Source organism: Actinoplanes sp. CA-142083, from assembly GCF_050942195.1.
Taxonomy (GTDB): Bacteria; Actinomycetota; Actinomycetes; order Mycobacteriales; family Micromonosporaceae; genus Actinoplanes.
In genome coordinates, this window is record NZ_CP192076.1 from 3702824 (window position 1) to 3714941 (window position 12118).

The following is a 12118-nucleotide window of genomic DNA, read 5'->3' on the forward strand; positions in this document are numbered from 1 at the left end:
GTGCCGGAAGCCTGACAACGTTGTCACTTCTGGAGGCATTGATGCCTGAGCCGCTCCCCATGTCCCGGCGGACGTTCCTCTCCACCGGCGCCACCCTGCTGGCCTCGATCGGCGTCGGCGCCACCCTGCCGGGCGCCCCGGCCGCGGCGGCGGCGCCGTCGGACAAGACCGACCTCGCCCTCTACCGCCCGGTCGCCGTCTCGTCCACCGACTACGCACCGACCCCGGCCGAGTTCGCCGTCGACGGGCTGGCCCAGCCGGGCGTGCGCGGCTCGGGCTGGCGCGCCGCGCCCGGCGACGCCCAGTGGATCTCGGTCGATCTCGAGGCGCCCTGCCGGGTGGAGGCGGTGACCCTGACCTTCGAGGCCACCGCCGCCGATCCCGCGTTCAACGGCAACTACGGCGAGACCGACGGCACCGAGATCCGGTCCAGCGCCGCCACGGCGTACGCGTTGGAGATCTCCACCGACGGCCGGAGCTGGCAGAAGGTCCACGAGGAGTCCGCCGGCGCCGGCGGCGTGCAGGCGATCACCCTCGAGCAGGCGGTCACCGCCCGCTGGGTCCGGCTCGGCGTCACCCGCCGCAGCACCACGAACCCGGTGGGCCTCAACGGCTTCCAGGTGTACGGGACCCCGCCCGCGCGCCGCCCGCACCGCACCGGCTGGACCGACTGGGCCGGCCGCAACACCCGTCCCGCCCCCGCGCTGACCGTGGCCGGCGACGGCACCGTCCCGCTGGAGTCCGGCTGGTCGCTGACGCTCGACGACTTCACGCAGAACCCGATCGGCGACGACGTCGACGTCCGAGACTGGCTGCCCGCCACCGTCCCGGGCACCGTCCTCGCCACCCTCGTCGACCAGGGACACCTTCCCGATCCGGTGGCCGGCTTCGCCAACCTGCACATCCCCGAGGCCCTCTCCCGCCACGCCTGGTGGTACCGCCGCGAGCTCCGCCTCCCCAAGGGCTTCGCGCTGAGGGAACACGTGTGGCTCGAGCTCGACGGCGTCAACCACGCGGCGATCGCCTGGGTCAACGGCGCCGAGGTGGGAACCGTCGTTCACCCCTTCGCGCGGGCCGCCTTCGACATCACCGAGGCCCTCCGCGGCAAGAAGGACCACGCCATCGCGGTCAAGGTGACCCCGATGCCGCACCCCGGCACACCGGGCGACAAGGGCCCTGACGGCAACACTTTCGTCCAGAGTGGACATCTGCATCTGGACTCGCCCACCTACCTCGCCGCCTCCGGCTGGGACTGGATGCCCGCCGTCCGCGACCGGGTGGCCGGAATCTGGGATCACATCCGCTTGCGCAGCACCGGCGTCGCGGTCATCGGCGACCCGCACATCACCACCAAGGTGCCGTCCCGCGACACCGCCACGGTCACCATCGCCGTGCCCGTGCGCAACGCCGGCGCCACCCCGGCCACGGTCACCGTCCAGGCATCCTTCGACAAAACCAGGCTGACGCGTACGGCTACCGTCGCGCCCGGACAATCGGTGACCGTCGCCTTCGACCCCGTCACCGTGCGCAAGCCCCGGCTCTGGTGGCCCAACGGCTACGGCGACCCCAACCTGTACGACCTGACGCTGACCGCGAGCGTCGCCGGCAAGCGCAGCGACGAGCGCGCCACCCGATTCGGGATCCGCGAGTTCTCGTACGACTGGGATGCCCCGGTCGTGATCTCCCCGCCGCCGCAGCCGCCGCTGGTCTTCGACGGCAACGTCGCGATCCAGAACGTCACCTTCGCCCGGCAGAAGGCCCGCTACGTGCGGATCCAGGGCGGGCAGCGCGCGACCGGCTGGGGCATCTCGATGTGGTCGCTCTCGATCGCCGACGGCGCGACCGGCGCCGACCTGGCCCTGCGCCAGCCGGTCACGGCCAGCGGCGACGACGGCAGTCCCGCCACGCAGGCGGTCGACGGCAACCCCGGCTCCCGCTGGTCGTCCCGGTATCAGGACAACGAGTGGATCCAGGTCGACCTCGGCGCCGACAAGGAGTTCGACCAGGTCACCATCGCGTGGGAGACTGCCTACGCGCTGGACTACCGCATTCAGATCGCCTCGGCGCCGGACGGGCCGTTCACCGACGTCAAGGCGGTCAGCAACGAGACCCCGATCGGCGACACCGGCCTGCAGGTGGAGACGTTCGCGCCGCAGAGCTCACGCTACGTGCGGATCGTCGGTGACCGGCGCGCCACCGAGTGGGGCATTTCGTTGTGGACGCTGACGGTCGGCAACGGCGACGGCGGGCCCGATCTGGCGCTGCGGAGGCCGGTCGCCACGTCCGGCGACGACGGGAATCCCGGCTCGAACGCGGTGGACGGCAACCCCCGTACCCGGTGGTCCTCGCGTTATCAGGACGGGGAGTGGCTGCGGGTCGACCTCGGGGACGGCGTGACCTTCGACCGGGTCGCGATCGCCTGGGAGCAGGCCTACGCGCGCGCCTACCGGATCCAGGTGTCGGACGACGGCGACGACTGGACCGACGTGAAGGCTGTGGACAACTCGATCCGGCAGCTGCGAATCAGCGTCAACAACGTGCCGGTCTTCGTGCGCGGCGGCAACTGGGGCTGGGACGAGCTGCTGCGCCGGGTGCCGGCGCACCGCACCGCCGAGACCGTGGCGATGCACCGCGACATGAACTTCACGATGATCCGTAACTGGCTCGGCAGCAGCAACCGCGACGAGCTCTACGCGGCCTGCGACGAGAACGGGATCCTGGTCTGGAACGACTTCTGGCAGGCCGGCGGCTTCCAGCCGAACCCGCCCGGATACGTCGACATCGCCGGCGAAGTTATCCGCCGTTTCCGCCACCACCCGAGCATCGTCGTGTGGTGCGGTGCGAACGAGGCCTTCCCGCCGCCGATCGTCGACGCCGGGCTCAAGCAGGCGGTCGAGACCGAGGACCCCGAGGTCCTCTACATCCAGAACTCGGCCGGCTGGATCGTCAGCGGACACGGCCCCTACCGGTGGATCGACCCGGCCACCTACAACGACAAGAACACCTACGACACCCAGGCGTTCGGCTTCCACACCGAGATCGGTATGCCGGTGATCCCGCACGTGGAGACCATGCGCAACCTGGTCGGCGACGAGCCCGGCTGGCCGATCTCGGCGGTCTGGAACTACCACGACTGGTCGGAACGCGGAAACCAGCGCACCGACACGTACCGGGCGGCCATCGACGCGCGCCTCGGCGAGTCGGCGTCGCTGGAGCAGTTCGCGGCCCGTGCCCAGTTTGTTAATTACGAGTCGCACCGGGCGATGTTCGAGGCCTGGAACGCGAACCTCTGGGACGACGCCACCGCGCTGCTGCTGTGGATGTCGCATCCGGCCTGGTACAGCACGGTGTGGCAGACCTACGACTACGACCTCGACGTGAACGGCGCCTACTACGGCTCGCGCAAGGCCTGCGAACCGCGCCATGTGCAGGCCGATCCCGCGACGTGGCAGGTCCGCGCGGTCAACCACACGACGACGCCGCTGGCCGGCGACATCACGGCCCGCCACTACGACCTCGCCGGCCGCCAGCTGGGCACCACCCTGCGGCAGCGCGTCGAGGTCGCGCCTTCGGCGACCAGACCCGCGTTCTCGCTCGCGGCGCCGGTGGGTCACCCTCTTCATCTCGTACGCCTGGAGCTGCGCGACGCCGGGGGACACGTCCTCTCGGAGAACACCTACTGGCGGTACGAGAAGGACACCGACATGCGGGCGCTGACCGCGATGACCCGTACGAGATTGGGTTTGTCGTCGGGCAGAGCCGGCGGCAGCGCGATCAGCGCGGCCGTCACCAACCGTGGCCCGGCGGTCGCGGCCCTGGTGCGCCTCGCGTTGCGTGACGAGAACGGCGATCGCGTTCTGCCCGCGCGCTACGACGACAACTACTTCTGGTTGCTGCCCGGTGAATCACGCCGGGTGACCGTGTCCTGGCCGTCCCGGCTGAACGGCTGCCGGGGCGTGCACGTGACCGCGGAGGCGTACAACGCCGGCCGGGTCACGGGGTGAGGTGGGGCGCTGCCCGGAGCCACCCTCCGGGCAGCGCCCCTCACTCGGTCTCCCGCATCGTGTGGCGGAGCATCGCCGGGTAGAGCGTGGTGTCGCTGGGGGAGGCGGCCGTGTAGAGGATCGCCGGGCGGCCGATCGCCGGGCTGCGCTTGTTGCCGGTCTCCTTCACGAACTCCGGCGTGTTCTTCACCTTGCGGCTGAAGTTGCGGGGATCCAGCGGGATGCCCCACACCACCTCGTAGACCTCGCGCAGCTCACCCATGGTGAACTCCGGCGCGCAGAAGACCGGCGCGAGCATCGTCTGCTCCAGCATGGTCCGCGCCCGCTCCACCGCGTCGGTCGCGATCTCGTAGTGGTCGAAGGCGAGAAACGTGCGATCGGCCAGCGCCGACTCGACCGGCATCCACCGCGCGCCGACCGCGTCCGACCCCGCCACCGGCGACGGCAGGTTCGGCGCGATCGCCAGGAACGCCACGCTGATGATCCGCCCGCGCGGGTCGCGATCCGGGTGGCCGTAGGCGCCGAGCTCCGTCAGGTGCGGCAGGGCACTGTCGATGCCGGTCTCCTCGTTCAGCTCGCGGTGGGCGGCCTCGAGCAGACCCTCGCCCTCGCGGATGAACCCGCCCGGCAGCGCGAGGTGATCCTTGTAAGGCTCGTTGCCCCGCCGGATCAGCAGGATCTGCAGGCTCCCGTCGCGCACGGTGAGAATCGCGAGGTCCACGGTGACCTGCACGAAGATGCGGTCCCGCCGCCGCGGCGACACGTCCTCACTCATCGCCACGACTCTAATCGACCCGGACTAGATTGCCGGGAATGAAGACCATCGGTTTGGTTGGCGCCGGGCACATGGGTTCCGGGCTCGGGTGGGCCCTGCGCGAGGGCGGCCATGACGTCGTGACCTCGCTGGCGGGCCGATCGGCCCGGACGGCGCGCCTCGCGGAGGAGGCCGGCCTGCGCGTCGCCGCCCACCCGGCCGACGTGCTCGCCGAGGCCGAGGTGATCCTCGTGGTCACCCCGCCCGGCGCCGCCCTCGACGCCGCCGCCGGGATCGCCGCGCTGGCCGCCGACGTTGCCGCGCGTCCGCTGGTCGCCGACCTGAACGCCACGTCCCCGACCACGGCCGTCGCCGCCGCGGAGGTGCTCGCCGCCGCCGGCTTCGACTTCGTGGACGGCTCGATCTCCGGCCCGCCACCGACCGTGCGGCCGGGAGCGAGGGTGTACCTTTCCGGCCTTCGCGCCGCCGAGGTCGCGGAGCTGCGGTGGACCCGCGCCACCCCGGTGGTGGTCGGCGAGCGGGCCGGGGCCGCCAGCGCGGTGAAGATGTCCACCGCTTCCGTCTACAAGGGATTGATGGGCCTGATGACGCAGGCGATCAGGTCGGCCGCGGCGTACGGCGTCCTCGAGCCGGTCATGGCCGATCTCGGCGACGGCCACGGAACGCCGTACGAGGTGGCCCTGGCCGCGACCAAGGCCCATCGCTACGTCGCCGAGATGCGGGAAATCGCCGGCGCCCAGGCCGGGGCAGGCTTGACGCCGGCGCTTTTCGAAGCGTTCGCCGAGATCTGGGCCGACGTCGCCGATCAGCCCCTCGCGGACGGCCGGCCCGAAGACCTCACGCGCGACGTCACCGCCCGCCAGGTCGCCGACGGCCTGCGGTCCTGAAACGAGACCCCCTACGAGAGGCGGGCCTCGGGCAATACCGGCTCGAAGAGCTCGACCGGGTTGCCGGAGGGATCCTCGACCAGGATCTGCCGGCCCCCGACACCCTCGACGATGGTGTTGCGGAAGTGCACGCCATGCCGCTGCAGCGTCGCCACCAAGGAGTCCAGGTCGGCGACCTCGAGCTGGAATCGGTTCCAGCCGCCGGGCGCGGGGCGGGTGCCGTCCGGCATCGCCTGCCCGCCACCCGGGCCGCCGCCCGGGGCGCTGAGCACCAGCCTCAGGTCGCCGCGGGAGAGCATGGCGAACGACGGCGCCGGGTGCATGTCCTCGTGGAAATCAAGCTGCTGGCAGTAGAAGGCGATGGCGGCATCGACGTCGTCGACGATGTACCGAACGCTGACCGTGGCCATCGGCACTCCCTTCCGGTTCGGAAGTCTCGGCTCGCATCGCGAGCCTAACGCGGCTATCTGGCCAGGAGATGCCAGCCCAGCCAGAGCCAGGCGGCGAGGACGACCACGCGCCCGGCGCGCGAGTTCAGCGCCGCGGTCAGGGTGGCGGGCAGCGGCCGTACGCGTGATCCCGGTCGTCGTGCGAGCAGGTCGGTGGCGATCAGCAGAACCAGGATCGTGGCGAAGCCCGTGATGATGGCGGCGCGTGGGGTCATCGGGTCACCAGCCACAGTCCGGCGCCGATCCAGAGCACATACCCGATGACCCGGCCCGGGTAGGTGTTCAGCGCGGGGTCGGCGAGGGTGCTCAGGGTGGGGTGCGCGACGTCGTCGGGCCCGAGCCATACGCCGAGCTCGAACAGGCAGGCCAGCACGCCCAAGCCCAGCCACACGCCGGCCGAACGGCGACCGGCCGGTTCGGCGCGCCGCGGCCGGCGGAGCACGCCGACCAGGAACAGTGGCGCCCCGACCAGAAGGACGGCGGCGAGGGCGGGTGTGGTCAAGGGGCGGCACAGGGCCGCCACCAGCGCGTACGCGACGACGGCGGCGATGACCGCGGCGCGGCGGCGCGCGTTGAGCGAGGCCGGTTCCACTCCCGCATTGTCAACCCCGGTCGCGCAGAACGGCGACGCCTTCGCCGGTGAGGTCGTGGAAGATGTCGCCTTCCGGTTGGGCTAAGGACCGGACGCGGCCGGCGTCTTCTGGCTGAGCGCGCAACGCCAACTGTCGCCCGCCGGGACGTAGACCTCGGTGATCCACTCATCCGCGGTGTACGGGTTGCCCTCCCAGGCGCCGGCGCTGGTCTTGCGCGCGGTCAGAGCGATCATGCCGCCGACACGGACCACATGCTGCGGGCCTGCCGTTGTCATGCGGTCGTGCCGCAGGCGTCGGGACGCGATCCAGCCGATGATGTCCGACTTGGAAGTCGGGCCGTCCGGGCCGACGTAGACCCAGTCGTCGGTCATGAACGCCGCCACCCGTTCCGGGTCGTTGGCGACAAGCGCCTGATCCCACGCCGCCGACAGCGCGCGGACCTCGTCCTCCGAATCCATCGGGCCATGCTATCGATGCTGGTCGTTCGGGCTTAGCCGGACGCGCCGCCACGCGAAGAAGAGCACCAGCAGGCCCAGCACAGCCTCGGCGACATACGGTCCAGGGTCGAGGGTCCAGTGGATGACGTGGCGCCAGCCCGGGACGACGCGGGCCGAGAAGATCACGATCGGCTCCAGCGCCAGCAGGATGCCGGCGACGAGGGCGGTGACACGACGAAAGTCCGGCGCGCGACGGCGTACGAAAGCACCAAAAGCGCCGAAAAGCGGACCGCTGACCGCTCCGGAGAGCAACCAACGACGGTTTGACCACAGCACGTGCGGGTCGTCGGTGATGAGGGCGACCACGAGGTAGAAGCCGCACAGGGCAGTTGCCGTCGTGGCCAGGCCCAGGAGGGCGCCGCGCGGCAGCGAACGCGTGTGCAGGCCGGCCAGGGCCGCCCCCAACAGCCTGAGCCCGCGCATGGGATCCATGATCAACCATCAGGCGGCCTCCGTGCAGGGCTCGTGGCGGTGCGGTGCGGGCAAGGTGGTGGGTGTCACGGCGGGCGTGTGCCATTGGACACGCCAGCCGGGGCGGACGACGGCGATCAGATACGCGACGCTGCAGGCCCACAGGGACGTGGTGAGGCCGGTGGCGGCGAGGATGGCGGCGCCGGCCAGGCCGCCGAAGGGGATGCCGGACCACGCCCACGCGGTGATCAGGGTCTGCACGCGGCCCAGCAGCTCGGGCGGAATCCGCTCGTAGGTGAGCGTGCTGATGATCGGGTTGACCAGGCCGGAGCCGAGGCCGGCGATGGTGAAGACGATCAGGACGATGTCGGGCGGCAGGCCGGCGGCCAGCGCGACGATGCGGGAGACGCCGCTGGTGACGAAGCCGACCAGGTAGGTGATCCGTCGCGGCAGGCGGTGGCCGATCCAGGCGGCCACCAGCGCGGTGCCGATCGAGGCGGTGGCGAAGCCGCTGATGGCCAGGCCGACCAGGGCGGCGCCGTGGCCGGTGCTGCGGGCCCAGACCGGCAGCAGGACCGTGAGGAACGCCTGGTCGGCGAAGTTGGTGATGACGATCATCGTGACGATCGCGCGCAGCGAGGAGTCGCCGCGCAGGAACGCCGCGCCGTGGCGCAGGCGGGCCACGTACGCGTCGCCGGTGGCCGGCGGATAGGTGGTGGCCTCGGTCATCGCGGGCAGGACCGCGGCGGCCAGGATCAGGGTCGCGATCGCCGACCACAGGGCGGCGTGGACCCCGTACGCGGCGATCAGCAGCCCGGCGAGGGCGGGACCGGCCGCGGTGGCGGTGCGCTCGGCGGCGGTCGCCAGGCCGGCGCCGCGCTCGAGGGGCTGGCCGGCGGTGGTGGTCGCGGTCGGCAGCAGGATGGCCTTGGCCGCGGTGGCCGGGCCGTCGGCCGCGCCGATCAGGGCGGCGACGGCCATGAGCAGCCACAACGGACGGTCGCCGGGCAGCGTGAGGATCACGATCGCGGCGGCGGAGGTCAGGTCGCCGGCGGTGCTGACCCGGCGCGGGCTGACCCGGTCGAGGATCGGGCCGGTCAGGGCCTGGATCACGACGAACGGCAGGACCTGGCAGAACGCGACCAGCCCGGTCTGCGCGGGGCTGCCGGTCGCGGTCAGCACCAGCCAGGGCAGAGCGACCAGCAGGATCCGGTTGGCGGTGACCGCGCCGGTCTGCGCGACCAGCAACCCGGCCAGAGGCCGCCACGACACCAGCATCCCCGTGTACCCCTCTCGCCGTCTGGTAGGCCGTTGAAAGGTCTACGTGTTGGGGATGCCGGCGGGGCAGAGTAATTGGACAAGTCAATGCCCGGGGGTGGTTCTTTTGCGGGATCCGGTATTGCCGGAGTTCCGGCCGTCGTGGTGGGAGACGGGTCTGCGGGCCCGCGCCGAGACCGGCCTGATGGGCGTGTTCACCTCGCTGCCCGGCCTGGTGGCCAAGGCGGTGCGGGTGGCGTGGCGTGCCGACCGGTGGCGCACGGGCACCGCGACGGCGGCGACCCTCGTCTCGGGGGCGATGGCCGCGTTCGGCCTGCTGGCGACGCAGCGTGTGCTGATCGAGCTGTTCGCGGGCGGCCCGACGCCCGACCGGGTCAGAGCCGCCTTGCCGGCGTTGGTCTTTCTGGCTGCCGCGACGGCGATCCGTGGTGGGCTGGGCATGGCCGTCGGGTACGCGTTGAACGGGCTCACGCCGAGGGTCCACCAGGCCGTCGAGCGGCAGCTGTTCGAGCACACCACGGCGGTCGAGCTGGCCGCGTACGACGACGAGGCGTTCGCGGAGGGCATGGAGCGGGCGACCCGGGGCACCGAGGCCGCGATCGAGCTCGTTCAGGACACCATGAACCTGTTCGCCGGGGTGGTTTCGCTGCTCGCGGTCACGGTGGCGGTGGTGACGATCAACCCGCTGCTGCTGATCGCACTGCTGGTGGCGACCGTGCCGACCGGGTACGCCGCGCTGCGGGCCGGCCATGAGAAGTTCAAGAGCTACCTGGCCAGCTCGACCCGGCGCCGTCGCCAATGGGTCCTGCAGACGCTGATGGCCGAGCGGAAATCGGCCGCCGAGCTGCGCTCGTACGGATTGCGGGAATTTCTTCTCGGTCTCTACGACCGCGTCATGGGCGCGCAGATCGCCGTGGAGCTCGCGGTGGCACGGCGGGTCACGACCACCACCAGCATCGGCGCGGCGGTCGGTGGTATCGCGCTGACCGGGGTGTATGTGCTGCTCGGGGTGCTGCTGCTGGACGGGCAGATCCCCCTGGCCGCGGCGGCGACCTGCGTGGTGGCGGTGCAGGCCGCCCAGCGGGCGCTGTCGTTGCTGACGTTCCAGATCGACCGGGTGTACGCGAGCGGCCAGTTCTTCAACGAGTACGTGAAGTTCCTCGGCGCGGCCACGTCGTTCCGCCGGGTGGCGGCCTCGGGTCCGGCCCCGGACGGGTTCCTGGAACTGGGTGTGGACCGGGTGTCGCTGAGGTACCCCGACCGGGACCGGCCGGCGGTGGACGAGTTGTCGCTGACCCTGCGGGCCGGGCAGACGATCGCGCTGGTCGGCGAGAACGGCTCGGGCAAGTCCACCCTGGCCGCGATGATCGCCGGGCTCCGCAGGCCAACCGGCGGCCAGATCACCTGGAACGGCCGACCGCTCGCCGACTGGGACGCCGCTGTGCTCCAACGGCAGATCGCGGTGGTGCTGCAGGACCATCACAAATGGCCGTTCAGCGCCGCCACCAACATCGCGATGGGCGACGTCGGCGCCGACGCGGACAGCCCCCGCATCGAGACGGCGGCCGGCCTGGCCGCCGCGCACGACATGATCATGGAGCTGCCGCACGGCTACGACACGCTCCTCGACCGCACCTTCAAGGACGGCCAGGACCTGTCCGGCGGCCAATGGCAGCGGATCACCGCGGCCCGTGGCTTCTACCGCGACGCCGACCTGCTGATCATGGACGAGCCGTCGTCGGCGCTCGACCCGCGCGCCGAGGACGCGCTGTTCCAGGCGCTGCGCGGCCGCCAGGGCCGCAAGACCACCATCCTGATCACCCACCGGCTGGCCAACATCATCCACGCCGACCGGATCTACGTGATGCACGAGGGCGCGCTGGTCGAGGCCGGCCGGCACGCCGACCTGATGGCGGCCGGCGGGCGGTACGCCGAGTTGTTCACCTTGCAGGCCTCGGGCTACCAGGCGTAATGCCGTCGCTGTCCGCTGACGGACGCCTTACCGGACCCACACGCGCAGATCGCCGACCGGGGCGAAACCGCCGTCCAGCGCGGCCTCCAGCGCCTCGCCGCGCTCGTAGCCGACAAGCGGGCGCCCCGGGAAGAACGCGCCGACAGCGTCCGCCAGCTCCGCCCAATCGACACGATGACCGGGTACGGCGTACACGTTCGAAACGTCGACGGCGCCGCTGCCCAGCCGGGCGACCGCGCCGGCCACGATGCGATCGCCGGCGTACCGGGCCAGGATGCGGAAATGTGCGCGCCGCAGCAGCGGCGGCAACAGAACGTCGCGGGTGTCGTGCCGGCTGGTCCACTCGGCCAGCTCGCCGACGCTGGTCACCGCGACCCAGCTGGTCGGCGCTTCCGGTCGCCGCCGGTCCTGCTCGGGCTCGCGGTGGATCCAGGCGGCCGCGAACAGCAGCTCCATGCCCGCACCGGAGAGGTCCATGGTCGCGAAGCTGTCCTTGACCCCGCCGCGATCCCGGCCGTCGAGGCGCGCGAGGACCTGATCCGCGGTCACCGCGGGCTCGACGACCACCGCGTCCGAATGCAGCGGCGGCGGCGTGCTGAGCGCGCTCCACAGCCCGTCAGCCAACATCGAATCGACCCCATGCAGGGCGCAGAGGTCTTCGTACCATCCGACGCTGGCATCGACCGCAACCCGAAGCCGTGAATCCATATCCCCAGCCGCCTTCCTGCCGCCTTCCCGCCGCCTTCCCGCCGAGCGGAGAGTAGCGGCCGCCCTACCGGCGCGGCGAGGGCACGCCTTCGAGAAGGATGACCGGGAAGGCCCGACTGGTGTTCTGCTCGTAGGCGGAGGTGCCGTCGGAAACCCTGCGGTAGAGCCGTTCGCGTAGCTCGCCGGTCGTGACGACGGCCCGGGCCTGGTAGGAGCTGCCGCCGAGCTCGACCGTCACGGCCGGATTGGCTCGCAGGTTGTGGAACCAGGACGGATGGTGGGGGGCGCCCGCCTTCGAGCCGACCACGAACACCCGGCCCTCGTCGTCGACTCCGAAGCCGAGCGGCACGGTCGTTTGCCGTCCCGTCCGCGCCCCGGTCGTGGTCAGCAGCAGGATCGGGAACGGCGGCCGGCTGACGGTGCCGTGGTTGGCGCGGAACTCGGTGATGACGCCTTCGTTGTAGCTCCGGAACTCCTCGTCGGATGGCACGTCAGGCATGGCTCTCCTTGGCTCTGATGAGACTCGGAGTACTGACCGCCGCGG

Annotated in this window: 12 protein-coding genes; 3 read left to right on the plus strand and 9 right to left on the minus strand. The window is 71.5% G+C overall.

The window, feature by feature from the left end:
• The first annotated feature begins 41 nt into the window (after window positions 1-41).
• Entirely contained in the window at window positions 42-4004 is a 3963-nt protein-coding gene (locus tag ACQPZX_RS16915) for a discoidin domain-containing protein (RefSeq protein ID WP_433381335.1), read from the plus strand.
• A 40-nt stretch (window positions 4005-4044) separates the two neighbouring features.
• On the opposite strand, the gene ACQPZX_RS16920 is transcribed toward ACQPZX_RS16915, so the two are convergent.
• Window positions 4045-4779: an NUDIX hydrolase gene (locus tag ACQPZX_RS16920; RefSeq protein WP_433381338.1), complete on the minus strand. Its 735-nt coding sequence runs from the start codon at window positions 4777-4779 to the stop codon at window positions 4045-4047.
• 38 nt (window positions 4780-4817) lie between these two features.
• Between ACQPZX_RS16920 and ACQPZX_RS16925 the strand changes: the two genes are divergently transcribed.
• Window positions 4818-5666: an NAD(P)-binding domain-containing protein gene (locus tag ACQPZX_RS16925; protein WP_433381341.1), complete on the plus strand. Its 849-nt coding sequence runs from the start codon at window positions 4818-4820 to the stop codon at window positions 5664-5666.
• A gap of 11 nt (window positions 5667-5677) precedes the next feature.
• Here the strand turns inward: ACQPZX_RS16925 and ACQPZX_RS16930 are convergent, their stop codons facing one another.
• From ACQPZX_RS16930 to ACQPZX_RS16955, 6 genes are all read right to left on the minus strand, one after another.
• Complete coding sequence (locus ACQPZX_RS16930; RefSeq protein ID WP_433381344.1) at window positions 5678-6076, minus strand: VOC family protein; 399 nt, start codon at window positions 6074-6076, stop codon at window positions 5678-5680.
• A gap of 53 nt (window positions 6077-6129) precedes the next feature.
• A complete protein-coding gene (locus tag ACQPZX_RS16935; protein ID WP_433381347.1) occupies window positions 6130-6330 on the minus strand; it encodes a DUF6186 family protein in 201 nt (66 codons plus the stop codon).
• Window positions 6327-6707, minus strand: coding sequence for a hypothetical protein (locus tag ACQPZX_RS16940; protein ID WP_433381350.1), 381 nt, complete (start codon window positions 6705-6707; stop codon window positions 6327-6329). The genes ACQPZX_RS16935 and ACQPZX_RS16940 overlap by 4 nt, the downstream gene beginning before the upstream one ends.
• Window positions 6708-6788: 81 nt before the next feature.
• Complete coding sequence (locus ACQPZX_RS16945) at window positions 6789-7166, minus strand: nuclear transport factor 2 family protein (RefSeq protein ID WP_433381353.1); 378 nt, start codon at window positions 7164-7166, stop codon at window positions 6789-6791.
• 9 nt (window positions 7167-7175) lie between these two features.
• Complete coding sequence (locus ACQPZX_RS16950; protein WP_433381356.1) at window positions 7176-7628, minus strand: DUF6518 family protein; 453 nt, start codon at window positions 7626-7628, stop codon at window positions 7176-7178.
• A gap of 18 nt (window positions 7629-7646) precedes the next feature.
• Window positions 7647-8894 (minus strand): MFS transporter, encoded by a 1248-nt coding sequence (locus ACQPZX_RS16955; RefSeq protein ID WP_433381359.1) that lies wholly within the window; start codon window positions 8892-8894, stop codon window positions 7647-7649.
• Window positions 8895-9078: 184 nt separating this feature from the next.
• Here ACQPZX_RS16955 and ACQPZX_RS16960 point away from each other — a divergent pair, with 184 nt between their 5' ends.
• Window positions 9079-10866 carry an ABC transporter ATP-binding protein gene (locus ACQPZX_RS16960; protein WP_433385283.1) on the plus strand — a complete coding sequence of 596 codons (1788 nt, stop codon included), beginning with the start codon at window positions 9079-9081 and terminating at the stop codon, window positions 10864-10866.
• 27 nt (window positions 10867-10893) lie between these two features.
• Here the strand turns inward: ACQPZX_RS16960 and ACQPZX_RS16965 are convergent, their stop codons facing one another.
• Together ACQPZX_RS16965 and ACQPZX_RS16970 are read right to left on the minus strand one after the other, a co-directional pair.
• Entirely contained in the window at window positions 10894-11493 is a 600-nt protein-coding gene (locus ACQPZX_RS16965) for a hypothetical protein (protein WP_433381362.1), read from the minus strand.
• A gap of 145 nt (window positions 11494-11638) precedes the next feature.
• Window positions 11639-12073: a nitroreductase/quinone reductase family protein gene (locus tag ACQPZX_RS16970; protein ID WP_433381365.1), complete on the minus strand. Its 435-nt coding sequence runs from the start codon at window positions 12071-12073 to the stop codon at window positions 11639-11641.
• Window positions 12074-12118 lie beyond the last annotated feature (45 nt).

What these genes read in the sequence shown, in the direction of transcription:
- ACQPZX_RS16945 (WP_433381353.1), bottom strand. Translation starts at nt 7,166, where the DNA reads ATGGATTCGGAGGACGAGGTCCGCGCGCTGTCGGCGGCGTGGGATCAG.
- ACQPZX_RS16935 (WP_433381347.1), bottom strand. Translation starts at nt 6,330, where the DNA reads ATGACCCCACGCGCCGCCATCATCACGGGCTTCGCCACGATCCTGGTT.
- ACQPZX_RS16950 (WP_433381356.1), bottom strand. Translation starts at nt 7,628, where the DNA reads ATGCGCGGGCTCAGGCTGTTGGGGGCGGCCCTGGCCGGCCTGCACACG.
- ACQPZX_RS16920 (WP_433381338.1), bottom strand. Translation starts at nt 4,779, where the DNA reads ATGAGTGAGGACGTGTCGCCGCGGCGGCGGGACCGCATCTTCGTGCAG.
- ACQPZX_RS16915 (WP_433381335.1), top strand. Translation starts at nt 42, where the DNA reads ATGCCTGAGCCGCTCCCCATGTCCCGGCGGACGTTCCTCTCCACCGGC.
- ACQPZX_RS16960 (WP_433385283.1), top strand. Translation starts at nt 9,079, where the DNA reads ATGGGCGTGTTCACCTCGCTGCCCGGCCTGGTGGCCAAGGCGGTGCGG.
- ACQPZX_RS16925 (WP_433381341.1), top strand. Translation starts at nt 4,818, where the DNA reads ATGAAGACCATCGGTTTGGTTGGCGCCGGGCACATGGGTTCCGGGCTC.
- ACQPZX_RS16955 (WP_433381359.1), bottom strand. Translation starts at nt 8,894, where the DNA reads ATGCTGGTGTCGTGGCGGCCTCTGGCCGGGTTGCTGGTCGCGCAGACC.
- ACQPZX_RS16970 (WP_433381365.1), bottom strand. Translation starts at nt 12,073, where the DNA reads ATGCCTGACGTGCCATCCGACGAGGAGTTCCGGAGCTACAACGAAGGC.
- ACQPZX_RS16965 (WP_433381362.1), bottom strand. Translation starts at nt 11,493, where the DNA reads ATGTTGGCTGACGGGCTGTGGAGCGCGCTCAGCACGCCGCCGCCGCTG.
- ACQPZX_RS16930 (WP_433381344.1), bottom strand. Translation starts at nt 6,076, where the DNA reads ATGGCCACGGTCAGCGTTCGGTACATCGTCGACGACGTCGATGCCGCC.